Origin of the sequence: Modicisalibacter xianhensis, from assembly GCF_900113605.1 — a bacterium.
GTDB classification, from domain to species: Bacteria; Pseudomonadota; Gammaproteobacteria; order Pseudomonadales; family Halomonadaceae; genus Modicisalibacter; species Modicisalibacter xianhensis.
In genome coordinates, this window is record NZ_FOPY01000013.1 from 76,714 (window position 1) to 99,864 (window position 23,151).

26 protein-coding genes are annotated in these 23,151 nt (G+C 62.9%); 7 read left to right on the forward strand and 19 right to left on the reverse strand.

Features of this window, described 5'->3' with window-relative positions; translation table 11 throughout:
- Window positions 1-74 precede the first annotated feature (74 nt).
- From BM194_RS15360 to radC, 7 genes are all read right to left on the reverse strand, one after another.
- The gene (locus BM194_RS15360) at window positions 75-515 is read right to left on the reverse strand and encodes an acyl-CoA thioesterase (RefSeq protein ID WP_092848519.1); all 441 of its coding nucleotides are present in this window, start codon (window positions 513-515) and stop codon (window positions 75-77) included.
- Between the two features lie 54 nt (window positions 516-569).
- Entirely contained in the window at window positions 570-899 is a 330-nt protein-coding gene (locus tag BM194_RS15365) for a putative signal transducing protein (protein WP_092848520.1), read from the reverse strand.
- 11 nt (window positions 900-910) lie between these two features.
- Window positions 911-2,101: a class I SAM-dependent rRNA methyltransferase gene (locus tag BM194_RS15370; protein ID WP_092848522.1), complete on the reverse strand. Its 1,191-nt coding sequence runs from the start codon at window positions 2,099-2,101 to the stop codon at window positions 911-913.
- Between the two features lie 231 nt (window positions 2,102-2,332).
- Window positions 2,333-3,163 (reverse strand): bifunctional DNA-formamidopyrimidine glycosylase/DNA-(apurinic or apyrimidinic site) lyase, encoded by an 831-nt coding sequence (gene mutM, locus BM194_RS15375; RefSeq protein ID WP_092848525.1) that lies wholly within the window; start codon window positions 3,161-3,163, stop codon window positions 2,333-2,335.
- Between the two features lie 101 nt (window positions 3,164-3,264).
- On the reverse strand, window positions 3,265-3,420 hold the full coding sequence (gene rpmG / locus BM194_RS15380; RefSeq protein WP_019019574.1) for a 50S ribosomal protein L33: 156 nt from the start codon (window positions 3,418-3,420) through the stop codon (window positions 3,265-3,267).
- Between the two features lie 12 nt (window positions 3,421-3,432).
- The gene (rpmB, locus tag BM194_RS15385) at window positions 3,433-3,669 is read right to left on the reverse strand and encodes a 50S ribosomal protein L28 (protein ID WP_019019573.1); all 237 of its coding nucleotides are present in this window, start codon (window positions 3,667-3,669) and stop codon (window positions 3,433-3,435) included.
- A 201-nt stretch (window positions 3,670-3,870) separates the two neighbouring features.
- Window positions 3,871-4,545: a RadC family protein gene (gene radC / locus BM194_RS15390; RefSeq protein ID WP_092848527.1), complete on the reverse strand. Its 675-nt coding sequence runs from the start codon at window positions 4,543-4,545 to the stop codon at window positions 3,871-3,873.
- A 190-nt stretch (window positions 4,546-4,735) separates the two neighbouring features.
- Between radC and coaBC the strand changes: the two genes are divergently transcribed.
- The 5 genes from coaBC to slmA all read left to right on the forward strand — a co-directional run bounded on the left by coaBC (window position 4,736) and on the right by slmA (window position 9,790).
- The gene (coaBC, locus tag BM194_RS15395) at window positions 4,736-6,058 is read left to right on the forward strand and encodes a bifunctional phosphopantothenoylcysteine decarboxylase/phosphopantothenate--cysteine ligase CoaBC (RefSeq protein ID WP_092848529.1); all 1,323 of its coding nucleotides are present in this window, start codon (window positions 4,736-4,738) and stop codon (window positions 6,056-6,058) included.
- Window positions 6,055-6,540 carry a dUTP diphosphatase gene (dut, locus tag BM194_RS15400; RefSeq protein WP_092848532.1) on the forward strand — a complete coding sequence of 162 codons (486 nt, stop codon included), beginning with the start codon at window positions 6,055-6,057 and terminating at the stop codon, window positions 6,538-6,540. The genes coaBC and dut overlap by 4 nt, the downstream gene beginning before the upstream one ends.
- A gap of 102 nt (window positions 6,541-6,642) precedes the next feature.
- On the forward strand, window positions 6,643-8,025 hold the full coding sequence (locus tag BM194_RS15405; RefSeq protein ID WP_092848535.1) for a phosphomannomutase/phosphoglucomutase: 1,383 nt from the start codon (window positions 6,643-6,645) through the stop codon (window positions 8,023-8,025).
- Between the two features lie 108 nt (window positions 8,026-8,133).
- Window positions 8,134-9,045 carry an acetylglutamate kinase gene (gene argB / locus BM194_RS15410; RefSeq protein WP_092848536.1) on the forward strand — a complete coding sequence of 304 codons (912 nt, stop codon included), beginning with the start codon at window positions 8,134-8,136 and terminating at the stop codon, window positions 9,043-9,045.
- A 127-nt stretch (window positions 9,046-9,172) separates the two neighbouring features.
- A complete protein-coding gene (gene slmA / locus BM194_RS15415) occupies window positions 9,173-9,790 on the forward strand; it encodes a nucleoid occlusion factor SlmA (RefSeq protein ID WP_092848538.1) in 618 nt (205 codons plus the stop codon).
- A gap of 86 nt (window positions 9,791-9,876) precedes the next feature.
- Here slmA and rpoH read toward each other — a convergent pair whose 3' ends face one another.
- From rpoH to ftsY, 4 genes are all read right to left on the reverse strand, one after another.
- Window positions 9,877-10,743, reverse strand: coding sequence for an RNA polymerase sigma factor RpoH (gene rpoH / locus BM194_RS15420; protein WP_092848540.1), 867 nt, complete (start codon window positions 10,741-10,743; stop codon window positions 9,877-9,879).
- Window positions 10,744-10,904: 161 nt separating this feature from the next.
- Entirely contained in the window at window positions 10,905-11,912 is a 1,008-nt protein-coding gene (ftsX, locus tag BM194_RS15425) for a permease-like cell division protein FtsX (protein WP_092848543.1), read from the reverse strand.
- Complete coding sequence (ftsE, locus tag BM194_RS15430) at window positions 11,909-12,589, reverse strand: cell division ATP-binding protein FtsE (RefSeq protein WP_092848545.1); 681 nt, start codon at window positions 12,587-12,589, stop codon at window positions 11,909-11,911. Before ftsE ends, ftsX begins: the two co-directional genes overlap by 4 nt.
- On the reverse strand, window positions 12,586-14,109 hold the full coding sequence (gene ftsY, locus BM194_RS15435; protein ID WP_092848547.1) for a signal recognition particle-docking protein FtsY: 1,524 nt from the start codon (window positions 14,107-14,109) through the stop codon (window positions 12,586-12,588). The genes ftsE and ftsY overlap by 4 nt, the downstream gene beginning before the upstream one ends.
- Window positions 14,110-14,201: 92 nt before the next feature.
- Here ftsY and rsmD point away from each other — a divergent pair, with 92 nt between their 5' ends.
- Both rsmD and zapB read left to right on the forward strand, forming a co-directional pair.
- The gene (rsmD, locus tag BM194_RS15440; protein ID WP_092848549.1) at window positions 14,202-14,828 is read left to right on the forward strand and encodes a 16S rRNA (guanine(966)-N(2))-methyltransferase RsmD; all 627 of its coding nucleotides are present in this window, start codon (window positions 14,202-14,204) and stop codon (window positions 14,826-14,828) included.
- A gap of 70 nt (window positions 14,829-14,898) precedes the next feature.
- On the forward strand, window positions 14,899-15,099 hold the full coding sequence (zapB, locus tag BM194_RS15445) for a cell division protein ZapB (RefSeq protein WP_092848552.1): 201 nt from the start codon (window positions 14,899-14,901) through the stop codon (window positions 15,097-15,099).
- 38 nt (window positions 15,100-15,137) lie between these two features.
- Here the strand turns inward: zapB and rimI are convergent, their stop codons facing one another.
- From rimI to BM194_RS15485, 8 genes are all read right to left on the reverse strand, one after another.
- Entirely contained in the window at window positions 15,138-15,620 is a 483-nt protein-coding gene (gene rimI, locus BM194_RS15450) for a ribosomal protein S18-alanine N-acetyltransferase (protein WP_092848556.1), read from the reverse strand.
- Window positions 15,583-16,419 carry a hypothetical protein gene (locus tag BM194_RS15455; protein ID WP_092848559.1) on the reverse strand — a complete coding sequence of 279 codons (837 nt, stop codon included), beginning with the start codon at window positions 16,417-16,419 and terminating at the stop codon, window positions 15,583-15,585. The genes rimI and BM194_RS15455 overlap by 38 nt, the downstream gene beginning before the upstream one ends.
- A complete protein-coding gene (locus BM194_RS15460) occupies window positions 16,420-16,731 on the reverse strand; it encodes a BolA family protein (RefSeq protein ID WP_092848563.1) in 312 nt (103 codons plus the stop codon).
- Between the two features lie 63 nt (window positions 16,732-16,794).
- A complete protein-coding gene (locus BM194_RS15465) occupies window positions 16,795-18,177 on the reverse strand; it encodes an MFS transporter (protein WP_092848565.1) in 1,383 nt (460 codons plus the stop codon).
- Window positions 18,178-18,288: 111 nt separating this feature from the next.
- Window positions 18,289-18,675, reverse strand: a complete 387-nt coding sequence (locus tag BM194_RS15470; RefSeq protein ID WP_092848567.1) for a hypothetical protein — start codon at window positions 18,673-18,675, stop codon at window positions 18,289-18,291.
- Between the two features lie 74 nt (window positions 18,676-18,749).
- Window positions 18,750-20,252, reverse strand: coding sequence for a lysine--tRNA ligase (lysS, locus tag BM194_RS15475; protein WP_092848569.1), 1,503 nt, complete (start codon window positions 20,250-20,252; stop codon window positions 18,750-18,752).
- A gap of 182 nt (window positions 20,253-20,434) precedes the next feature.
- A protein-coding gene (gene prfB / locus BM194_RS15480; protein WP_134018813.1) for a peptide chain release factor 2 occupies window positions 20,435-21,533 on the reverse strand; the annotation gives its coding sequence in 2 pieces (ribosomal slippage) (window positions 20,435-21,457 and window positions 21,459-21,533; 1,098 coding nt in all).
- Between the two features lie 185 nt (window positions 21,534-21,718).
- Window positions 21,719-23,050 carry an OmpP1/FadL family transporter gene (locus BM194_RS15485; protein ID WP_092848574.1) on the reverse strand — a complete coding sequence of 444 codons (1,332 nt, stop codon included), beginning with the start codon at window positions 23,048-23,050 and terminating at the stop codon, window positions 21,719-21,721.
- Window positions 23,051-23,151: the final 101 nt, after the last annotated feature.

Here is a 23,151-nt window from a genome sequence, read left to right on the forward strand (position 1 = left end):
TATCGTCCCGCTGTCACTGGCTTGAAAAGTCATTTTTTTCGCACAACCTTTCATTGACAGGGTATTGCTCGGCATCATGCCTTCTCATTGACGAGCGCACCACCGTAGACGTCGACATAGGCTGCCGGCAGGCGCCGTGGTCGCCCCGAAGAGAGTGCAATGCAGGCAAAGCGCGTGCGCGCCCGCAACAGCGTCATGCCATCGTCGGGCCGCAGGAGCTGGAAGCGTCTCGTCAGGGTCATGCGTCCATCGCAGGCGACGATCCAGGTCGCTATCGCCAGACGATCACCGGCATGTGCCGGGGCCAGGTAATCGAGCTCATGACGATGTACCGCCATGGCCCGGTCGTTCCGGCGATAATCCTGGATGTCCAGGCCCAGAAAACGGGAGTGCGCCCAGCTCACCTGCTCCACCCAGCGCAGGTACTCGGCATTGTTGGCATGCCCGTAGGCATCGATGGCCGATTCGGCGACCGTGAAGTCGATGACGAAGGGATCGGGCAGGTCCCACTTCATGGCGGCTCCTTGGACTGCATTGCGAAGTGGCAGGCTAGCAATATCGCTGCCTTGTCATTCCATGTCGCGGGGCGTGCCACATTGCCAGCAGGTGTCGAACACGCCATCGAGCGTCTCGCCACACTGCCGGCAACGCCAGGCCGACGGCCTATCTTCCGGGCCGTGCAAGGCTTCCTGCAGCAGGGCCAGCGCTAGCGTGTAATCGTGCGCTGCCACCCAGACTTCCGGCTCGCATTCGCTCAAGGGCAACTCACCGGCACCGCCACCCAATGCCATGTTGCGTAGCTCGCAGGCGATACCGCCAGCCTCGAGCACGTTGCGCACATGACTGACCAGCAGCGCATTGGAGTGCGCGAACAGGCACACCTCGCCGGAAGCCGCCACGACGCTTCGCGCTAGTCGCGGAAGACGCGAACGCCCAGCGCCTTGAGGTAGGCCGTCTCGGGAATCGCCGGATGCACCGGATGATCCGACCCCTGGCCGCCCTGATAGATGACCTGCCCGTGCCGGTCCTGATGACGCACCGCCCCGCGCACGCACTCGACCAGGCGCTCGGTCGCCAGGTGCATAGAGCACGAAGCACTCAGCAGCAGGCCATCACGGCCCAGCAGGCGCATGGCCTCGCGGTTGAGTCGCGAATAGGCGCGTTCGCCGTTGGGAATGTCCTTGCGCTTCTTGATGAAGGCTGGCGGATCGAGCACGATCACATCGAATTGCTCGCCCTCGGCCTTGAGCGCGGCCAGTGCCTCGAAGGCATCGCCTTCACCGATGGCTACCTGCTCGGCAAGGCCGTTGAGCGCGGCGTTCTCGGCAACGCGCTCCAACGCCTCGGCGGAACTATCGATGCACAGTACCTCCGTCGCCCCGTGAGCCGCCGCCTGCACGCCCCAGCCTCCAACATAACTGAATACGTCGAGCACGCGCTTGCCGGCCACCAGCCCGTTGAGCCAGGCCCGGTTGGCGCGATGGTCGTAAAACCAGCCGGTCTTCTGGCCGTCGATTACCGGCGCGACGAAACGTACGCCATTCTCTTCCAGCAGGACCTGTTCCGGCAGTTCGCCGAAGACCACTTCGACCTGCCGCTCGAGTTGCTCCTGGCGTCGGCCGGACGAATCGTTCTTGAACACGATGGCCCGCGGCGACAGCACCTTGTCCAGCGCAGCAACGATTTCATCGCCCAGGTGCTCCATGCCCAAGGTATTGAGCTGGACGACCAGCACGTCGTCGAAGCGATCGACGATCAGCCCTGGCAGCAGATCGCCCTCGCCATGAATCAATCGATAGAACGGCTTGTTGAACAGGCGCTGGCGCAATGCCAACGCCTGCTTGAAGCGATGCACCAGCAGCGAACGGTCGAGACGCACGTTGGCATCGCGCGAGACCACACGTGCACAGATCAGTGAGTGTGGATTGACATAGGCCACCCCCAGCGGTTTGCCGCTGGCGGCCTCGATGATGGCCTGGGCGCCGGGTTCGACCCCCTTGAGCGGCGTCGCCTCGATATCGATCTCGTTGGAATAGAGCCAGAGGTGCCCCGCCTTGAGGCGGCGATCGGCATTCTTCTTGAGGCGCAGGCGTTCGGACACGGAACTCTCCGTCAGGATGAAAGGACTGCGCGTATTCTAACGCGCCAGGATGACAGGAAGAAAAAGCACCGCGACAATACGGCGCCCAGCTCATCCACAAAAGTTGGCGAGCGAAGGCCATGCGGTGTTAAAAGCCGGCGAGCAAGCGCAGTTTACTGAAGTAAATGAGCATTGTGAGCCGGCTTTTAACACCGCATGGCCAAGCGCAGCCACTTTTCGGGCGAGCTGTTGTCAGGTTTGGCAATGAGCGCAGTAAACACTCGCCCTCTGCCCCAGCGTAATCAGGCGCAACTCGTCCCCACAGCGCCGGCAGGCCTGGCCAGCCCGACCATAGACATTGAGGCGCTGGGCAAAATAGCCCGGCTCGCCGGTGCCGCTGACGAAGTCGCGTAGCGTGGTGCCACCTTGGGTGATGGCGGCGGTCAATACCTCGCGTACCGCCTCGGCCAAGCGCACGTAACGCTCATGCGAGATACGCCCCGCCGACCGGCGCGGATCGATGCCCGCCAGATACAGGGCTTCGGTGGCATAGATGTTTCCCACCCCGACCACCACGGCGTTATCCATCAGAAACGGCTTGACCGCCAGGCGCCGCCCCCGCGACATCGAGTAGAGTCGCTCCGCAGTAAAGTCGGGCGACAGCGGCTCGGGGCCGAGTCGGCGCAGGCGAGTGTCGCTGTGCAGGTCGCCCTGCAACCAATCGACGAAGCCGAAGCGGCGCGGATCGTGATAGCGCAGGACGCTGCCATCCTCGACAACCACATCGACATGATCATGCTTCTTGGGCAGGTCGCCGACCCGGGCGATGCGCAGGCTACCCGACATGCCCAAGTGCCATAGCAGCGTCCGTTCGTCCTGGCCGGGAGATTGCAGCGGAATCAGCAAATACTTGGCACGACGCCCCAGCTCACCGACCCGGCGGCCCACCAGGCTATCAGCCAGATCGTCGGGCACCGGGGTACGCAGACGCCGCTCGCGCACTACCACCTCGGTGATCTCCTGTCCCACGATATGCGGAGCAATACCGCGGCGCGTGGTTTCGACTTCGGGTAGCTCGGGCATGGTGGGCTCTCTCAGGTACAGATACGAAAAGACCCGGCCTGGGCCGGGTCTTTCTCGGCGGGCCGGGTCATCGAACCCGATCTGCCGTGGAGGCTCTCAGATCACTTGATCTTGGCTTCCCGGTAAATCACATGCTTGCGAACCACCGGATCGTACTTTTTGAACTCGAGCTTGTCCGGCGTATTACGCTTGTTCTTTGCCGTGGTGTAGAAGTGGCCGGTACCGGCGCTGGACACCAACTTGATCTTGTCACGCATGATGGGCTCCCCTTAGATCTGCTCGCCGCGCTTACGGATATCTACGAGCACCTCTTCGATGCCCTTCTTGTCGATGATGCGCATGCCCTTGGACGAGATACGCAGCTTGACGAAGCGCTTCTCGGATTCCACCCAAAAACGGTGGGTGTGAAGGTTGGGCACGAAACGACGACGCGTCTTGCGCTGGGAGTGGGATACGTTGTTACCAGTCACCGGACGCTTGCCGGTAACCTGACATACTTTGGACATGAAAGCCTCCAACCGCTGGGCGAGTTGTTCAAAACCTGTCGGGCAAACCGGGAAGAGAGAATGGCAGGTGACCGCCTTCCGCCCCTTAATTAACCCAAGGAAGTCAAAGGGCGTACTTTATACCAGAGACATGCTGTCACGGCAACGTTTTCTGCGGCAATTGAAGGTGGCGGTCGAACGCCAAGTACGACCGATACCTTGTCACAGCCAGCCGCGCTCGGCAAATGATACCACGTCGCCATCGCCCACCACGAAGTGATCCAGCACCCGAATATCGAACAGTCCCAGTGCCTCCTTGAGCCGCTCGGTGATACGCCGGTCCGCCCCGCTGGGCTCGGCCACGCCCGAGGGATGATTATGGGCAAAGATCACCGCACCGGCACCTAGTTCCAAGGCGCGCCGGGCCACTTCCCGCGGGTAGACAGATGCGCTGTCCAGCGTGCCGCGAAACATCGACTCGAAGCGGATCACATGATGCTGGGTATCCAGAAACAGGGCGGCGAACTCCTCGTGGCCGAGATGGCGAAGGTGCGAGGCCAGGAAGGCCCGCACCAAGGCGGGCGAGGTCAATGCTCCACCGCGCTCGATCTGGCTGGCCAGATGGCGACGGGAAAGCTCCAGCACCGCCTGCAATTGCACGTACTTGGCCTCGCCGAGCCCATGCTCGGCGCAGAAGCGCAGGCGATCCGCCTCCAGCAGTTGACGCAGGCCACCGAAACCGCTCAGCAAGTCCCGCGCCAGATCCACCGCCGAACGGCCTTTCACGCCCACCCGCAGGAAGATGGCCAGCAGTTCCGCATCCGACAGCGCCGCTGCACCCAGCGACAACAGCTTTTCACGCGGTCGCTCACCTTCAGGCCAATCCCGAATCCCCATCCTCTGCCTCGTTACCTTATGAATACCGGGGCTTACATTACGCGACATTCACGACTAGCCTGAATCGGCAACCTGCTCTTTTCGTGTACGCCATCGACCACAGTGTCTGTTGCCCGAAAGGCCTTCGCGCTACGCAAAGAGGGGCGTGTAATGGTAAGGTAAACTGCTGGGATCATTAGGATTGCTCGTCATGCCTCATCTGGCCGGAAAGCGCATACTGCTGGGCATCAGCGCCGGCATTGCCGCCTATAAAAGTGCCCACCTGGCGCGGCTGTTGAAGAAGGCCGGCGCCGAGGTCCGCGTGGTGATGACCGAAGGTGCCCAGGCATTCATTACGCCGCTGACACTGCAGGCCCTGACCGGCGAAGCGGTACGCACCTCACTGCTCGACCCCGAAGCAGAAGCCGGCATGGGGCATATCGAACTGGCCCGCTGGGCCGAGGTGGTGCTGATCGCACCGGCGACGGCGGACCTGATGGCACGCCTCGCCCATGGCCATGCCGATGACCTGCTCACGACCCTGTGCCTGGCTACCGAGGCCGATTGCATGATGGCACCGGCCATGAACCAAGCCATGTGGCGCCACCCGGCCACCCAGGACAATGCCGTGCGTCTTGCGGAGTACGGCTGGCGCCTGCTGGGGCCCGATGCAGGTGACCAGGCATGTGGCGACGTCGGCCCCGGCCGCATGCTGGAGCCGGAAAGCATCGTGGCGATGCTCTCCACTGCGACAGAACCGCTGCCTCTCGCGCCGGAACCCCTCGCTATACCGGCCACCGCCATGCCGGACCACGCCACGGCACTCGATGCGCTGGGCCTGACCATCACGTTGACCGCCGGGCCGACACGCGAACCGCTCGATCCGGTGCGCTACCTGACCAACCACAGTTCGGGCAAGATGGGCTATGCCCTGGCTACCGCCGCTGCCCGGCATGGCGCCCGGGTTCGCCTGATCAGCGGCCCGGTCAGCCTGGCAACGCCAGCCGGTGTCGAGCGCATCGACGTCGAGTCGGCCAGCGAGATGCTCGAAGCGGCACGCCAGGCCATTGCCGACAGTGACATCTTCATCGGCTGCGCCGCGGTCGCCGACTACCGGGCCGAGCAGTATAACGAGCACAAGATCAAGAAGACCCCGGGCGACGAGACGCTGGTACTCCGCCTGGTCAAGAATCCCGATATCGTGGCCACCATGGCCTCTGCCGAGCCGCGCCCGTTCGTGGTTGGTTTCGCCGCCGAGACTCGCGATGTCGAGGCCTACGCCCGTGACAAGCTGGAGCGCAAGAACCTGGACATGATCGTCGCCAACGACGTCAGCCAGTCCGGCCTGGGCTTCGGCGCCGACGAGAACGCCGCCGTGCTGCTGTGGCGCGACGCCGACAACGAACCGGGCCGCCTCGAGCTGCCGCCCCAGAGCAAGGCCACGCTGGCCGATGCGATCATTGCTACTGTCGTGGCGCGCTTTCACGCCACGCAACGCGAGGCGCGAAAGGCGCCCCAACAGGACACGCCATGAACGACGTTTCGACACCTGCTGCTACCCGCGGCACCCGGCTTTCCGTCAAGATTCTCGACGAACGGGTTCATCAATACCCGTTGCCGCACTATGCAACCCAAGGCAGCGCCGGCATGGACCTGCGTGCACTGCTCGATGCGCCGCTGGTGCTCGCCCCCGGCGAATGCGAGCTGGTCCGCACCGGGCTGGCCGTACATATCGCCGATCCTGGTCTTGCCGGCCTGATACTGCCGCGTTCGGGCCTGGGCCATAAACATGGCATCGTACTGGGCAACCTGGTTGGACTGATCGACTCTGACTACCAAGGTGAGCTGATGATTTCCGTCTGGAATCGTGGCCAGCACCCGTTCACGCTGGAACCCGGCGAACGCCTGGCGCAGTACATGCTCGTGCCCGTCGTCCAGGCCGAACTCGATATCGTCGAGGATTTCGACACTAGCCTGCGTGGCGCAGGTGGCTTCGGCCATTCGGGCCGCCATTGACAGCATGCTTGCCCGCTCCGGCGAGGCAGTCTTTTCAGGAAGTGCCCGGCCCAACCCAATGCCGGGAGACATAACGACATCCGTCGACACCAAGGAGGGAGCATGACCCAGATTACCCCATCCATTTTCCGCGCCTACGATATCCGCGGCATCGTGGACGATACGCTGACTGACGAAAGCGTCGAACTGATCGGCCGGGGCATCGGCAGCGAAGCCGCCAAGCGCGGCGAATCCACCGTGGTGGTCGCCAGGGACGGACGCCTGTCGGGCCAGCGCTTCAAGGACGCCCTGACCCGCGGCCTCAATGCCGCCGGACGCGACGTCATCGATATCGGCATGGTGCCGACGCCGGTCCTCTATTTCGCGACCTACGTGCTCGACGGCACGGCTTCGGGCGTGATGGTGACCGGTAGCCACAATCCACCGGACTACAACGGCTTCAAGATCGTACTGGGTGGCGAGACGCTGTCCGGCGATGCCATTACCGCCCTATACGAGCGCATCAAGAACGACGATCTGGAAAGCGGCGAGGGCTCGGTGCGTGAGCACGACATTCGCGACGCCTACCTGGAGCGCATCCTCGGCGACGTCACGCTGAGCCGCCCAGTCAAGGCCGTCGTCGACTGCGGTAACGGCGTGACAGGCGAACTGGGCCCCAAGCTGATCGAGCGTTTGGGCGTCGAGACAATCCGCCTGTTCGACGATATCGACGGCACCTTCCCCAACCATCACCCCGATCCCGGCAAACTCGAGAACCTCGAGGATGTGATTGCCAAGGTGAAGGAGACCGGTGCCGACATCGGCCTGGCCTTCGATGGCGACGGCGACCGCCTGGGCGTGGTCACGCCCAAGGGCGAAGTGATCTATCCCGACCGCCTGATGATGGCCTTTTCCGAAGACATGTTGATGCGCAATCCCGGCGCCCGGGTGATATTCGACGTCAAGTGCACCAGCAACCTGGCCCAGGTCATCGAGAAGGCCGGCGGCACGCCGGAAATGTGGCGCACCGGGCATTCGCTGATCAAGGCGCGCATGAAGGAGACCGGCGCCCAACTGGCCGGCGAGATGAGCGGACACATTTTCTTCCAGGAGCGCTGGTACGGCTTCGATGACGGCATCTACGGCGCGGCGCGCCTGCTCGAGATTCTCTCCAAGCAGGACGACGATGCCGACACCTTCTTCCATCATTTCCCGCAGGATCTCGGCACCCCCGAGCTCAACGTCAAGGTCACCGACGACAACAAGTTCGCGATCGTCGATAAACTGGCCAAGGAAGGCGACTTCGGTAACGATGGCGTAAAGACGACCTTGGACGGTATCCGCGTCGATTACCCCGATGGCTGGGGCCTGTGCCGCGCCTCCAACACCACGCCGGTGCTGGTGCTACGCTTCGAGGGCAAGAGCCAAGAGGCGCTCGAACGCATCCAGTCCAGCTTCCGCGACGCACTCAAGCAGGTCGCGCCGGATGCCGAACTGCCGTTCTAGGCATTCTCCAGAAGCGCTTGCGCTTACCGGCCTTCAGATACACCCTGAACGCCATGTCGTCGGCCTGCGGGCCGACGACTCGTTTGATACTGAGGAGACTGATCGCTGATGAGCGAACAACCCCGCGATCCCCGCCTGGTGGTGGAGGTCCTTTCCGAAGCCCTGCCCTATATCCAGCGTTTCTCCGGCAAGACGGTCGTGGTCAAGTACGGCGGCAACGCCATGACCGAAGACGCTCTGGTCGACTCGTTCGCCCGCGACATGGTGCTGATGAAGGAAGTCGGCATCAATCCGGTCGTCGTGCACGGTGGCGGTCCGCAGATCGGCGAGCTGCTCGGCAAGCTCAAGATCGAGTCGCGCTTCGTCAACGGCATGCGCGTCACCGATGCCGAGACCATGGACGTGGTCGAGATGGTGCTCGGCGGGCTGGTCAACAAGGGCATCGTCAACCAGATCAACCAGTGCGGCGGCAAGGCGATCGGCCTGACCGGCAAGGATGGCAGCCAGATTCGCGCCCGCCAGCTCAAGGTCGAGCACAAGAGCCCCGAGATGACCGTGCCCGAGATCATCGATATCGGGCACGTCGGCGAAGTCGAACACGTCTCCACCGACCTGATCGAGATGCTCACCGCGCGTGACTTCATCCCGGTGATCGCGCCGATCGGTGTCGATGCCCAGGGCAACAGCTACAACATCAACGCCGACCTGGTCGCCGGCAAGGTCGCCGAGGCATTGCGCGCCGAAAAGCTCATGCTGCTGACCAACGTTGCTGGCCTGATGAATGCTCAAGGCGAGGTCCTGACAGGCCTGTCGACCCAGCAGGTCGACGAATTGATCGCCGACGGCACGATCCACGGCGGCATGCTACCCAAGATTCGCTGCGCGCTGGAGGCCGTCAAGGGCGGCGTGGCCAGTTCGCATATCGTTGACGGCCGGGTACCGCACGCCACCCTGCTGGAAATCTTCACCAACGCCGGTGTCGGTACACTGATCACCGATACGGCCCATCCTGCCGCCTGAACAACGCTCACCAGCGCACTGCACGTCGGGTGCAGTGCGTTGTCTCGCCATTGAATGTTGCCGTTTGCCCTGGCTCGTCCCCCCAAGTACGATTAGCGGGACCATAAAATATTACTAGAAGAACGCCATGACGCAGGCTACTACCAAGCAGAGTCGCCGGGAGCAGATTCTCCAGGCGCTTGCGCTGATGCTCGAAGAAGATAGCGGAAAACGCATCACCACCGCTTCGCTGGCTCGTCAGGTCGGCGTTTCGGAAGCCGCACTCTATCGCCATTTCCCGAGCAAGGCGCGCATGTTCGAAGGGTTGATCGAGTTCATCGAGGAAAGCCTGTTCGAACGCATCCGACGCATCCTCGACGAGACGCCCGATGCCCCGTCACGTTGCCAGCATATCCTGATGCTGCTGCTGGGCTTCGCCGAAAAGAACCCCGGCCTGTGCCGGCTGCTCAACGGCGATGCGCTGACCGGCGAGACCGCCCGCCTGCGCGTACGCATGGGACAGCTTTTCGAGCGCCTGGAAACCCAGCTCAAGCAGATACTGCGCGAGGCCGAACTGCGCGACGGTCTGCGCACCACCCTGCCGGTCTCATCGGCGGCCAATCTGTTGCTGGCCTATGCCGAAGGGCGTATCGGCCAGTACGTACGTAGCGACTTCAAGCGACTGCCCACGGACTACTGGAATGAACAATGGTCGCTGCTCTCGGCACAGTTGCTTGCCCCCGTACCCACAATCGCTCGCGCTTGATCCACTTCGTGTCGCCATGACAAAAGCGCCCGGCAATCGCTTGCCGGGCGCTTCGCATCCTGGGACTGGAGTCACTCGCCGTGCCGTCAGGCGACCATCGCCTCACCCAGTTGCTGGCGAATCTTCTTCATGGCGTTCTTCTCGAGCTGCCGAATACGCTCGGCAGATACCCCGTAGACATCAGCCAATTCATGCAGGGTCGCCTTGTTCTCGGCCAACCAGCGGCTCTGCAGGATATGCCGCGAGCGCTCGTCCAGCCCAGCCAGGGCATCCTGCAGGCGCCGGGTGGAATCTTCCTCCCAGTCGCTGTCCTCGAGCTGGACCGCCGGATCGTAGCGGCTGTCCTCGAGATAATGCACCGGCGCCTGATAGGGCTGCTCTTCGTCATCGGCAGGCGAAGCGTCGAAGCCAGCATCGAACGCCGACAGGCGTCCTTCCATCTCGCGCACCACCTCGGGCTTGACGTCCAGATCCTTGGCAATGGCATCGACTTCGTCATTGTTCAGCCAGGCCAGGCGCTTCTTGGCGCTACGCAGATTGAAGAACAGCTTGCGCTGGGCCTTGGTCGTGGCGATCTTGACGATACGCCAGTTGCGCAGCACGAACTCGTGGATCTCGGCCTTAATCCAGTGCACGGCGAAAGAGACCAGACGAACCCCCTGGTTCGGGTCGAAGCGCTTGACGGCCTTCATCAGGCCCACATTGCCTTCCTGGATCAGGTCGGCCTGCGGCAGCCCATAGCCGGAATAGCTGCGTGCAATATGCACGACGAAGCGCAGATGAGACATGACCAGGCGGCGGGCCGCCTCAAGATCACTGTGCTCATGCAGGCGGAAGGCCAGCTCGCGCTCTTCCTCGACAGTCAGCACGGCGATGCTGTTGACTGCCTGGATGTAGCCATTCAGATCATGGCCCGGCGAAAGCTGGCCAATAGGCTGAAGACTGGTGCTCATGCAGAATGTCTCCATGTTGCCCAAGAAGCGGGGAGCCCTATTGGCGGCTCGCCCGGCAATAATTAGACGCCTAACATAACGTTGCGCCTCATAGGACTGCAACTACAGCGTAAAGTTCCGCGGGCCGCAAGCCCGACAAACCACCCTGCTGCCGTTCCAGGCTAGCGTGGCCGGATGTCCTTGAGATGACGGCTTACCGCCATCCAGCTGCCCAACCAGCCTAGTAGTGTACTAGAAATCAAAAGGGTTGCCGAACCTTCAACCCCTAACGTCGGCATGACGAACGATGCGCCGTAGCTCTGCGCCAGTGCCTGGACCGGCGCCGCCAGCCACTGCCCACCCAGAGCCAGCATGGCCCAGGCGAGCAACCCGCCCCCCAGGCCGTACCAGGCCCCACTGTACAGGAAGGGACGACGCACGAAGGCATGTGTGGCACCGATCAGTGTCACTACCTCGATCTCCTGGCGGCGGCTCTCCACCGCCAACCGAATGGTATTGCCAACGATCAGCAATACCCCGAGGCCAAACAGTAATGCCAGCGCCAGCGTCAGTCGTTGACCCAGCTCAGCCAGGCGATTCAGGCGCTCGAGCCAGGCCAGGTCCAGGCGCACCTCGTCGACGCCACCGACATCCTCCAGTCGCTCGCTCAGGTCGCGCACGGCTTGCGGCGTCACGTCGATCGGCGAGACGATGATGCTGGCCGGCAACGGATTCTCGTCCAGCTCGCTCAGGGCATCGTCGAGCCCCAGGGCCTGCTGGAACTCGGCCATGCCCTCGGCCGCCGTAACCAGGCGGGCCCCGGCTACACCCGGACGATTGCGCAGCGTATCGGCCACCTCCATGGCCTGCGCTTCATCGATCGACGCCGATAGATAGACCGTCAGCGTGGCGCTCTCGTCGAGTTCGGTATCCAGCACCTTGGCGCTGTCCATGACCAGCCACAGGGCACAAGGCAGAATCAAGGCAATCGCGATGGCCACCATGGTCAGCAGGCTGGCTACCGGCCGACGTACCAGCCGGTACGCGCTGTCACGGGCCATGGCCCGGTGGTGGCGACTCCAGGCACGAACACGGCTATTCAGTCCAGTGCGCTGGCTTCTGGCCCCCCGCCGAGACGCAGTGTCGCGGGACGCTGGTTTCTGGGTTTGCCGGGAGGTACCGGAGGTCATACGGCCTCCCAAGCGGCGTGCTCGTCGGCGATCAGTCTTCCCTCGCGCAGCCGCAGCACCCGGTGGCGCAGGCGGGCGATCAATGCCAGGTCATGGCTGGCGATCATGACCGTGGTGCCGATACGATTGAAGTCCTCGAACAGGCGCATGATATCGGCCGACAGCTGTGGGTCCAGGTTCCCGGTGGGCTCGTCGGCGAGCAGCAGCGCCGGCTTGTTGACCACTGCCCGCGCGATACCGATACGCTGCTGCTCACCACCGGAGAGCTCGATGGGCAGGGCTTTCTCGCGATGCAACAGGCCGACCTTGTCGAGAGCCGCTCGCACACGCCGGGCCGCCTCATGAGGCTCGAGGCCCTGGATTTCCAGCGGCAATGCCACGTTGGCAAACACGTCGCGATCGAAGAGAAGCTGGTGATCCTGGAAGACCACACCGATCTGGCGGCGGTAGAACGGGATCTGGCTGGCATGCAGCCGATCGATATCGTAGCCGGCCACCAGGATGCGTCCACGCGAGGGACGCTCGAGACGCATGATCAGACGCAGCAACGAACTCTTGCCGGCCCCCGAGTGACCGGTAAGAAAGACCATTTCGCCGCGCTGCACGCTGAAGTTGATGTCGGCGAGCGCCTCGAAACGCCCACCGTAACGCTTGCCTACGTGCTCAAAAGCGATCATGCCGCGTTCTCGTCATCCTGCGAGAACAGTGCACCAACGAAGTCATCCGCCGCGAAGGGACGCAAGTCGTCCAGGGTTTCACCGACCCCGATGAAGCGGATCGGCGTACCCAACTGCTTGGCCAGGGCGAAGATGATACCGCCCTTGGCGGTACCGTCGAGCTTGGTCAGGGTGATGCCGGTGACCGGCACAGCCTCGTTGAAGGTGCTTGCCTGGGCCAGGGCGTTCTGACCGGTGCCGGCATCGAGTACCAGCATCACTTCGTGGGGCGCCGCCTCGTCGAGCTTGGCCATCACTCGGCGCACCTTCTTGAGCTCTTCCATCAGGTGCCCCTTGTTGTGCAGCCGCCCCGCGGTATCGGCGATCAATACATCGACCTTGCGCGCCCTGGCAGCCTCAAGGGCATCGTAGATGACCGATGCGCTATCGGCGCCGGTATGCTGGGCGACGACCGGCACCTGGTTACGCTCGCCCCACACCTTGAGCTGCTCCACTGCGGCGGCACGGAAAGTATCGCCGGCGGCGAGCATGACGCTGCGCCCTTCGGCCTGGAAGCGCTTGGTCAGCTTGCCGATGGTGGTGGTCTTGCCGACCCCGTTGACACCGACCATGAGGATCACGAACGGCCCCTCACCCTTGGGGGGCAGCGCCAGCGGCGTGGCCACCGGGGCGAGCAGTTCGGTCAGTTCTTCCTGCAGCGCCCGGTAGAGCGCCTGCGGGTCGTTGAGTTCCTTGCGCGAGACCCGGGCCGAGAGATTGTCGATGATCTCGGTCGTCGCCTCGATACCCACATCGGCCATCAACAACTGGGTCTCGAGGTCCTCCATGAGCTCGTCGTCGATCTGCTTCTTGCCCAGAAACAGGTTGGCCAGGCCGTCCGTCAGGTTGGCACGGGTCTTGCCCAGGCCAGCCTTGATGCGAGAAAACCAGCCACGTTTCTCGCTCTTGGGCTTGTCGCGCCCGGCCGTGGCCGCTGACGTCTCGTGGGGCACCTCGACGGTCGTGTCCCCCTCGAGATCGTCCGCCGCTTCCTGGCGACGCACTTCTTCTTGGGCTTCCTCGGCGGCACGCGCCAGCGTGTCTGCCTTGGCCTCGTCATCCTGCCGGGTATCGTCGCGGGGCGCCGCCGGAATCTCGGGCTCGGGCGCCAGCGGTTCGGGTTCCACCACCGCGGCATCATTTTCCGTCGGTACTTCGTGACCCGGCACCTCGGCCTCGGGACGCTTCACCTCCTCGGCCAGCGACTCGCGGGGGGTATCCACCGGCACCTCATCGAGGGCCGTATGGGCTTCGCCCGTGGCCAGCTCACCGTCGAGAGCCTCGCGAGACGCCTCCTGTTCGAGCTCGTCGGGACGATAGTCCGTGGCCTGGGCCACCTCGGGGTCGTGTTCATGTACCGCCTCTTCCGCGGCGGATTCTACTTCGGCAGCGCGCTCTTCCGCCTCGGCGGCCTGCTGCCGCTCGAGCGCTTCCTGCTGATCAGATTCCTGCTTCTTCTTGCGCTTGAAAAAACCGAACATGGGCGAGTTCTATGCTGTAGAGACTGTGAATCGATCCATCCTATCACTGTGCACTACCACTGTGGATAAGGCACACGTACAATCCGGCGACCATGACACGACAACGCTCTTCCCGCACGCGCCGCACTGCGCCCTCCTCGAAGGAACCATCGCGCGGCAAGCTGCGCATCATCGGCGGCCGCTTTCGTCGCCGGCTGCTGCCGGTGGCCGACAGCCCCGGTTTGCGCCCGACACCCGACCGCGTCCGCGAGACCCTGTTCAACTGGCTGGCCTTCGACCTGGCCGGACGACACGTACTCGACCTTTTCGCCGGCACCGGCGCGCTCGGCCTGGAAGCCCTGTCGCGTGGTGCAGAGAGGGCACGCTTCGTCGAAAGCAACGCTGGGGTGGCACGCCTGATCGAGGCCAACCTTGCCACCTTGGGCGCAACCGGCCAGGTCGTGGTGCGTGATGCCCTGGATTTTTTGGGCGAGCCCGCCACACCATTTGACGTCGTGTTTCTGGATCCTCCGTTTCGACGCGAGCTTGCGAGCCCGGCCTGCGACCTGCTCGAACGTCGCGGCTGGCTGGCCGACGATGCGCTGATCTACGTGGAAACCGAAGCCGAGCTTCCGCCTCAGGTGCCGGGATGCTGGATGCTCCATCGTGAGGTCAAGGCAGGCGACAGCCATGGCAGGCTCTACCGGCGATGTCCGTCAGCCTCCGGAGACGCTTGCTGAGCGACAGGACGCAGCGTACGCTGGCGGCTGGCCAGTCGCGTCAGATAACGCAAGACATCAGGAGAAAGGAATGAGCATCGAACTCTTCAACCAGCTCGAGCAGAAAGTCGCCAATGCGGTCGAGTCGCTGGAAATGCTGAAAATGGAAGCTGACGAGCTTCGCGAGGAGAACACTCGCCTCAAGCAAGAGCACCAGGAATGGGAACGGCGCCTGAACGGCCTGCTGGAGAAATTCCGGGAACTGGAAGGCAGCGAAACCAGCGTCTCCTGACCCTCAGACGCGCTCCTGCTGTTCTGCGCCGGTAGGGCTCACGCCTTGCCGGCAACCAGCGGCAGCGACATCAGCCACGCATCTTCCCGGCCTGCGCCGTTACGATAATAGCCTCGCCGAACCCCATCTTGCTGGAACCCCGCTCGCCGGTACACGGCGATGGCCGCCTGGTTCGAGGCACGTACCTCGAGTAGCAGCCGCTCACTGTTCCACGCCCTCGCCTGGGTAATTCCATGCGCCAGCAATACCGAGGCAATGCCCTGACGACGTGCCTGAGGTGCGACCGTAATCGCCTGCAACTCGGCCTCGAATGGCAGGCGGTAGAAAACGGCAAAGCCTTGCAGGACAGCATGCGCCTTCATGCCCAGGACATGCGCCCGCTCGTCCACAAGCGCGTTGTGTAGCTGGGCTTTTGACCACGGATGAGGCTGCCCTTCGCCCTCCAGCGCCACCAGGCCCGGCAGATCATCAAGCTCCAACCGCTCAGGACGCATCGTCAGGCTCACCGTCCGCCGCGCCATGCCAGGCCTCGCGCCAGTCAACCATGGCTCGCCACAACTCACGCTTGGCATCGGGCGATTTCGCCAGCGCCTCAAGGGACGGGCCCTGCCAGCCATCAATGTCCAGCAGGCCACAACGCCCATCCGTCAGTGCCAGCACGGGAGCGAGCGTATCATCCTCGCCAAAGACCAGGACGCGCTCGGGCCGCCAGCCTCGGCGGCGCTGACCGTCCACGAAGGCGCGCAGCCCATCGCACGCTTCGTCAAGGGGTGACTCGACGGGTGCTCCTTCGACCAGCGGCCAGTAGAATTCCTGAAAGACCGGCGCGTTCCTGGGCAGGATACCCGCGGCCTGCAGCAGGTTATCGAGCAGTCGTCGGCTCGTGCCGTCGAGCGGCTGGCGGCGAGGCACCATGACCAGCCAGCGGCCATCCAGCGCAGCCACCTGCAGCGCGAAGCGCAACGACGCCTGAGTGCGGCGCTCGCCAGCCTCGGCTGGCGCTGTCTCCCGCGCAGGTGACGCAGTCGGTGCGTCTTCGTCGGCCTCCATGACGCCTTCGGACTCGAGCAATCCACGGGCCCGCTTGCGCTGACGCTGCGGCGATACAGGCGTGGTTTCTGCCGGCGAGTGCGGCGGTGCCTCGACTGGCGTATCGAGCAGCGCATGCAACCGCTGTGAAGGTGCCTGCTCGACGGGCGCCTCGGGCTCAAGCCACTCGCAGGCCAGCGTTTCGGCCGCATTCGGCAGGCGATAACGACTGACCCAAGCGGTCAGCCCCATGGCCTCAAGGTATTGCGAGCGCTGCGGTTCGGTGACCATTCAGTGGCTGCCACCGCCCCGGCAATTGGGTGAATCCGGACGCGCTCCGCCGCGCGCCTCCCATTCCTCGGGTGTGTACAGGTGCAATGCCAGAGCATGGACCGGACCGGCTTTCTCGTCGGCCAGAATGGCATAGACCTGCTGGTGGCGCTTCACCGGCATCAGCCCCTGGAAGCGGGACGACACCAGGGTCACCTTGAAATGCGTTTCCGAATTGGGCGGCGCATGGTGCATGTGACTTTCGTTTTCCACAGCCAAGTAAGCGGGCTCGAGCGCCTGCAACTTGGTTTCGATCTGTGCCTGGATGCTCATGCCTGTTTGGCCTCCTGTGGCGTAGCAATCATTGTAACGTGTCGTTCGGGGCAGGCGATACGCTCAGCGGCGAGCGGCCAACGGGATGCGCCATAGGCTCAACGACAGGGCAACCACCACGAAGGCACAGCCCAGCCAAAGGGCCAATTGCAGCGACCCGAACGACAATGCCAATACAATACCGAGCAGCGCCGTGCCCAGCGATTGCCCAAAGGTGCGTACCGAAGCCAGCACACCCGAGGCGTTGGCGCTGAGTTCCAGCGGTACACTGCCGATCATCTCGCGATTGTTGGGCGCCTGGAACAGTCCGTACCCCAGTCCGCACAGCAGCGTGCGCCAGACCACGTCCAGCGGCGCTGCCGTGTTCGACATCAGGGCCAGCGACAGCATGCCCAACAAAAAGATGACCAACCCCAGCGACGATAGCTTGGTGGGGTTGACCCGATCCGCCAGCCGTCCGGCCATGGGTCCGGCAACCATCAGCGCCAGCGGCCATGGGGTAAACATCAGGGCAGCCTGCCATGGAGGCAACCCCATCAGGTTCTGATAGAAGAACGGCAGACCGACGAAGGCGGCCCCATTGGCAGTGAACGCCAGCATCGAGATCACTGCCGCATAGGAAAAGCGCGGCTCGGCGAACAGCGCCGGCGGCACCAGGGGGCGCTTCGCCCGGCGCAGCCGCCACACGAACAGGCCGGCCAGCGCGACGCTAGCGAGCAACAGGGCGATGACCTCCCCCATCGCCGCGCCATGGCCCAGCCGGTCGATGCCGTACACGAAACTGCCCAGCATGGTGGCCGACAGCACGGCCCCCGGCCAGTCGAGCCGGCCCGGCTGAGCCGCTTCACGGGGCAGCGCCCGGGCAGCCAGCCACAAGGCAACCAGGCCGACCGGAACATTGATGGCAAACAGCCATGGCCAACTGGCCACGGCCAGCAACAGGCCGCCAAGTGACGGCCCCGAGGCGATGCCGAACGCCACGACCAGCGCGCCGAGACCGATGGCCGACCCCAGCAGGCGCGATGGGAAGATGACCCGGTACATGGAAGGGCCGATGCTGAGCATCGCCGCCGCCCCGACACCCTGCAGGATACGCGACAGCAGCAACGTGGTCAGTGACTCCGACAACGCGCAGCACAGCGAGGCCAGCGAAAACACGGCCAAGCCGCCCATGTACAGGCGATGGCGACCCACCCGCCGGCTCAGGGCGGCAAAGGTCAGCAGCGACGATGCCGTCACCAGCTGGTAGGCATTGGTCACCCAGACGATGTGCGACTCGGCAACCTGCAGCTCGCGGGCCATCGTCGGCAAAGCGATATTGACGATGCCGCCATCGAGTACGGCCATGAGCGTGCCCATGACCAGCACCAACAGGGCAAGCTTGCGCTGTGACCCCGGCAAGCCATCGTCGTCGGGGCGCGTCTCGAAAAGTCGGCTCAATAGCATAAGAAAACCCGGCAAGGCCGGGTATATTGGAAGTATTGGCTTACCCGCCATGACCCGTGTCTACTCGCCACGGGTCATGGCAATGCTGTGCAGTAAGCGTAGAGGCCGGGTTCAGTCTTCGTCGGTTTCCAGCAGGATCGCATCATCGAAATCGGCGATTTCCAGCGGCGCCTCGTCATCGAGGTCAATGGCCAGATAGCTATGCTCGACCGTCAGGAAGCGCTGAAACAACGACCAGTCGGTGGACTCAGGCCACTGCCGCTCGTCCTCTTCCCAGGCGCGCAGCTCATTCTCGAGGATATCCATGTAGCGCTCGCGCACCCAGGCGTCGAGCGCTTCCTCGGTATCCATCTCGGGAATGAGATAAACGGTATTCTCGCGATCGATATCGTCGAGGGTCAGGTCATCGTTGCCGACCGTCGGCTCCAGCGAGTTGATCCAGTCGACGAACGCCTGGGTTGGCTTGACGCTCAGCGCAGAGCGATTGAGCAGTTTCATCGGGAGTCTCCTCGACATGCGGCCACGACATCGAAACGCTGACCATTATGGTCGCTTGCCGCGCGACTTACCAATCATTCCGGCCGCATGGCCGGAAATAGCAGCACATCGCGAATCGATGGGCTATCCGTGAACAGCATCACCAGGCGGTCGATACCGATGCCTTCCCCCGCGGTCGGCGGCAGCCCGTATTCCAGCGCCCGCACGTAGTCGGCATCGTAGTACATCGCTTCGAGATCGCCGGCCTCCTTCTCGGCCACCTGGGCGGCGAAGCGCTCGGCCTGATCCTCGGCATCGTTGAGCTCGGAGAAGCCATTGGCGATCTCGCGCCCACCGACGAAGAACTCGAAGCGATCGGTGACGAACGGGTTGGCATCGTTGCGTCGCGCCAGCGGACTGACCTCGGCCGGGTACTCGATGATGAAGGTCGGCTGATCGAGCCGGTGCTCGGCGACCTCTTCGAATATCTCGGTCTGCAGCTTGCCGAGCCCCCAGCCATCCTTGACCTTCAGACCCAGCTTCACGGCCGTATCACGCGCCGCCTCGAGGGTGTCGATGTCGGCCTCCGCGATGCCCTCGCCATGCTCGAGAATGGCCTGACGCAGCGTCAGGCGACGGAACGGCTTGCCCAGGTCGTACTCGGTGCCCTGATAGTCGAGCACGGTCGTCCCCAGCACTTCCTGGGCGGCATTGCGGATCATTTCCTCGGTCAGGTCGAGCAGATCCCTGTAGTCCGCGTAGGCCCAGTAGAACTCGAGCATGGTGAACTCGGGGTTGTGCCGGGTCGACAGCCCTTCGTTGCGGAAATTGCGGTTGATCTCGAAGACCCGCTCGAACCCGCCCACCACCAGGCGCTTGAGGTACAGCTCGGGCGCGATGCGCAGGTACATGTCGATGTCCAGCGCATTATGGTGGGTGATGAACGGCCGCGCCGTGGCGCCACCGGGGATCGGCTGCAGCATCGGCGTCTCGACTTCCATGAAGCCGCGCGCCTCGAAGAAGCGGCGGATCGAGGCGATCACCCCGGCACGCACCTCGAAGGCGCGACGCGACTCGGGGTTCATGATCAGGTCGACGTAGCGCTGGCGATAGCGCGCCTCGGTGTCGGTCAGGCCGTGGAACTTGTCGGGCAATGGGCGCAGACTCTTGGTCAGCAGCTTGGCCTCGGTCATCATCACGTACAGATCGCCCTTGCCGGACTTGTGGACCGGTCCGCGCGCGCCGACGATATCACCGATATCCCAGCCCTTGACGTCCTCGAGGACCGCTTCGGGAAGCCCCTTCTTGTCGACATAGAGCTGGATCTGACCAGAGACGTCCTGGATGACGATGAACGGTCCGCGCTTGCGCATGATGCGCCCTGCCACGGCCGCCAGACGAGCGCGACTCTCCAGCTCGGTCTTGTCGAACTCGCCCAACTCGGCCTGAAGCTCCGCGGCCAGGCTATCCCGGCGAAAGTCGTTGGGAAATGCGCTACCGCCACGCTCAGCGGCCTGCTCGCGGCGGGCAGCCAGCTTGGTCCGGCGCTCCGCGATCAGGTGGTTTTCATCGTGCTGGGGAGAATCCTGGTTCGCCATTGCTCTGCCTATGAATAGAAAATCGTCGTCGTAACTTGCAGCAGTTAATGTCCACGCCAAGGCGCGTCATGAGCGATGCCGAGGCTAGGCATGAAACGGCGAGCCAGCGCAGTTGACTTGTGTGTCAATGAGCATGGCGAGCCGTTTCATAACGCCGCCTCGGCGAGCGCAATAGCGCCGGATCAAAGCCCCTGCTTGAGGCTGGCCACGATAAACTGATCCAGATCCCCATCCAGCACCTTCTCGCAATTGCTGGTCTGCACCCCCGTACGCAGGTCCTTGATGCGCTGATCGTCGAGCACGTAGGAACGGATCTGGCTGCCCCAGCCGATATCGGCCTTGCTGTCCTCGGCCTCCTGCTTGGCGGCATTGCGCTTGTCCATTTCCAGCTCCCACAGCTTCGCCTTGAGCTGCTTCATGGCGAAGTCGCGGTTGGCGTGCTGGCTGCGCTGGGTCTGGCAGGCGACCACTACCCCGGTCGGCTCGTGGGTAATGCGCACCGCGGAATCGGTGGTGTTGACGTGCTGACCGCCGGCCCCGCTGGAACGGTAGGTGTCGACCCGCAGGTCGGCCGGGTTGATCTCGATCTCGAAGTCGTCGTCGATCTCCGGTGACAGGAACACGGAGGCGAACGAGGTGTGGCGGCGACCGCCGGAGTCGAACGGGCTCTTGCGCACCAGGCGGTGCACGCCGGTCTCGGTGCGCAGCCAGCCGAAGGCATGATCGCCCTGGACGTGCAGCGTGGCCGACTTGATGCCGGCCACCTCGCCGGCAGATATCTCGACGATCTCGGTCTTGAAGCCGTGATGCTCGCTCCAGCGCAGGTACATGCGCAGCAGCATGTTGGCCCAGTCCTGGGCCTCGGTGCCGCCGGAACCGGCCTGAATGTCGAGATAGGCGCTGTTGGCATCCATCTCGCCGGAGAACATGCGCCGGAACTCGAGCTTCTCGAGCAGCGACTCGAGATGGGCGAGTTCCTTCTTGACCTCGTCGACGGTGGCATCGTCCTCTTCCATCACTGCCAGTTCGAGCAGCTCCTGGTTGTCCACCAGGCCACGATCCAGCGATTCGATGGTTTCGACGACGACCTCGAGCGAGGCGCGCTCCTTACCGAGCTTCTGGGCGTAATCCGGGTCGTTCCAGACATCCGGATTTTCCAGCTCGCGGGAAACTTCCTCTAGCCGATCTTTCTTCTCGGCATAGTCAAAGATACCCCCTCAGGACGTCTGTCCGCTCGGACAGGTCCTTGATGAGGTTGTTGATCGGATTGATCTCTTGCATGGTCGTCCTGTTTGGCGTCCTGCGGAAGCGATTCGATGGCCGGCACGCAGGTGCCGGCAAAGGGCCGACCATTGTAGCGAAAGAGGGGGATTGCGGCCATCCCGTCGCGCATGAGCCCGAGCCGATGGCAAGGTACGAAAAGCCCGGCCATGGGGCCGGGCTGGCTCTCGATACAGGGATATGGGTCAGAAGCGATAGGTCGCCTGGGCACCGAAGCCATGGGCTTCGTTCTTGTAGTCGGCCGTGTATGAAACTGCCCCGAATCCATTCAAAGAGTCATCTCGAGACTGACTGATGGTCGTAGTACGCTCAGTCAAGTAGGAGTAGGCAAGATCAACCGTAAAATCGGGGATTGGCGTCCACCCTGCCCCAACCGAGAAGATACGGCGGTCATCCGAAGGAATCCTGACGCTGCGATCCTCATCATTCGTGGGGGTGTTGTCGATTGCCAACCCGGTACGCAGCACCCACTGTGGGTTCAACTCGTACTCGGCCCCGACTGCGAAATTCCACGCATTGGAATAGTTTTGTGCTTCGTTGGTGATTTCACCGCCTCGACTACCATCGACAAGGATACGCTCGAACCGGCTCCAACGTACCCATGAAGCTCCAGCCATTAGCGTCAAGCGATCAGTCATGTCTTGCGTGACGGAAAAACTCACCGTCTCGGGGGTCGTCAAATCCAGGCTGGCATCGTCTTCTCTCACTACCGTGCCATTGGGTAGCGTGGCTCGGAAATCGCCGGTCAGGGTGTAGTCCACCTTGGAGCGATAGGTGAGGCCGAGAGTCGTTTCAGGCACCGGCTTGTAGATCACGCCGACATTGTATCCCCAACCGTCATCGTCTCCGTCCACGCGTGCATCGATATCACTCGCTGAACTGAAACTGGGATCACTAGGAAGCTGGCGGCGTAATTCGCCTTCTACCTGGTTGTAAGTGATACCTGCACCGATCGATAACTGGTCGTTAATCTTGTAGGAGAGGGTCGGCTGCGCACTGACAACCTTTACTTCCGTATAGTTGCCGAAGTAACGACCTTGAAAGTCGTCTTCATAATCCGTCTTGGAACCGAAAGGCGCATACACTCCAAAACCGAAATGCAATCGCTCAGAGAGGGGTTGAGCGTAGAATGCGAAAGGAACGAGCGTACCGGGCACCATATCGCCATCGCTACTGCCGGATACCGGCCCCAACGGGAACTGAACACCGTTGGGCAATCCCCCTGTAGCGAGGCCAGAATCTATCGAAGTGCTGGACTGCACATTGTCTATATCTGTGTTTACGTCCAAATAGGTGGCGCCGGCGGTGACTTGCGCGCGATCCAGAAATGACATCCCGGCAGGGTTGCCAAAGACGATGGTGGCATCCTGGACATTCGAACTGCGCCCGGCATGACTGTAGCCTTGCCCGCTAACACTCTGCTCGTTGATCTGGAATCCGCCGGCCACGGCCTGGCCGGAGATCGCTGCGGCGGCGACAGCGACGGCGATAGTGAGCTTGTTGATGTTATTTTGCATAGTTTTCTCGAAATCCTGTTCCCGTAAGGCTGAACGTTGTCATTACTCTGCTCATACGCAACGGCAGTCTGCCTAACCGTTTTGGCTGAAGGACAAAATCA

Coding starts and splice junctions, on each gene's coding strand:
- radC (WP_092848527.1), bottom strand. CDS start 4,545: ATGGGGATTCGGGATTGGCCTGAAGGTGAGCGACCGCGTGAAAAGCTG.
- ftsE (WP_092848545.1), bottom strand. CDS start 12,589: ATGATCGCTTTTGAGCACGTAGGCAAGCGTTACGGTGGGCGTTTCGAG.
- BM194_RS15360 (WP_092848519.1), bottom strand. CDS start 515: ATGAAGTGGGACCTGCCCGATCCCTTCGTCATCGACTTCACGGTCGCC.
- rpoH (WP_092848540.1), bottom strand. CDS start 10,743: ATGAGCACCAGTCTTCAGCCTATTGGCCAGCTTTCGCCGGGCCATGAT.
- argB (WP_092848536.1), top strand. CDS start 8,134: ATGAGCGAACAACCCCGCGATCCCCGCCTGGTGGTGGAGGTCCTTTCC.
- dut (WP_092848532.1), top strand. CDS start 6,055: ATGAACGACGTTTCGACACCTGCTGCTACCCGCGGCACCCGGCTTTCC.
- BM194_RS15455 (WP_092848559.1), bottom strand. CDS start 16,419: ATGGTCACCGAACCGCAGCGCTCGCAATACCTTGAGGCCATGGGGCTG.
- rpmB (WP_019019573.1), bottom strand. CDS start 3,669: ATGTCCAAAGTATGTCAGGTTACCGGCAAGCGTCCGGTGACTGGTAAC.
- ftsY (WP_092848547.1), bottom strand. CDS start 14,109: ATGTTCGGTTTTTTCAAGCGCAAGAAGAAGCAGGAATCTGATCAGCAG.
- coaBC (WP_092848529.1), top strand. CDS start 4,736: ATGCCTCATCTGGCCGGAAAGCGCATACTGCTGGGCATCAGCGCCGGC.
- BM194_RS15470 (WP_092848567.1), bottom strand. CDS start 18,675: ATGAAACTGCTCAATCGCTCTGCGCTGAGCGTCAAGCCAACCCAGGCG.
- rimI (WP_092848556.1), bottom strand. CDS start 15,620: ATGGCGCGGCGGACGGTGAGCCTGACGATGCGTCCTGAGCGGTTGGAG.
- zapB (WP_092848552.1), top strand. CDS start 14,899: ATGAGCATCGAACTCTTCAACCAGCTCGAGCAGAAAGTCGCCAATGCG.
- slmA (WP_092848538.1), top strand. CDS start 9,173: ATGACGCAGGCTACTACCAAGCAGAGTCGCCGGGAGCAGATTCTCCAG.
- lysS (WP_092848569.1), bottom strand. CDS start 20,252: ATGGCGAACCAGGATTCTCCCCAGCACGATGAAAACCACCTGATCGCG.
- BM194_RS15465 (WP_092848565.1), bottom strand. CDS start 18,177: ATGCTATTGAGCCGACTTTTCGAGACGCGCCCCGACGACGATGGCTTG.
- ftsX (WP_092848543.1), bottom strand. CDS start 11,912: ATGACCTCCGGTACCTCCCGGCAAACCCAGAAACCAGCGTCCCGCGAC.
- BM194_RS15460 (WP_092848563.1), bottom strand. CDS start 16,731: ATGAGCATCCAGGCACAGATCGAAACCAAGTTGCAGGCGCTCGAGCCC.
- rpmG (WP_019019574.1), bottom strand. CDS start 3,420: ATGCGTGACAAGATCAAGTTGGTGTCCAGCGCCGGTACCGGCCACTTC.
- rsmD (WP_092848549.1), top strand. CDS start 14,202: ATGACACGACAACGCTCTTCCCGCACGCGCCGCACTGCGCCCTCCTCG.
- mutM (WP_092848525.1), bottom strand. CDS start 3,163: ATGCCCGAGCTACCCGAAGTCGAAACCACGCGCCGCGGTATTGCTCCG.
- BM194_RS15405 (WP_092848535.1), top strand. CDS start 6,643: ATGACCCAGATTACCCCATCCATTTTCCGCGCCTACGATATCCGCGGC.
- BM194_RS15485 (WP_092848574.1), bottom strand. CDS start 23,050: ATGCAAAATAACATCAACAAGCTCACTATCGCCGTCGCTGTCGCCGCC.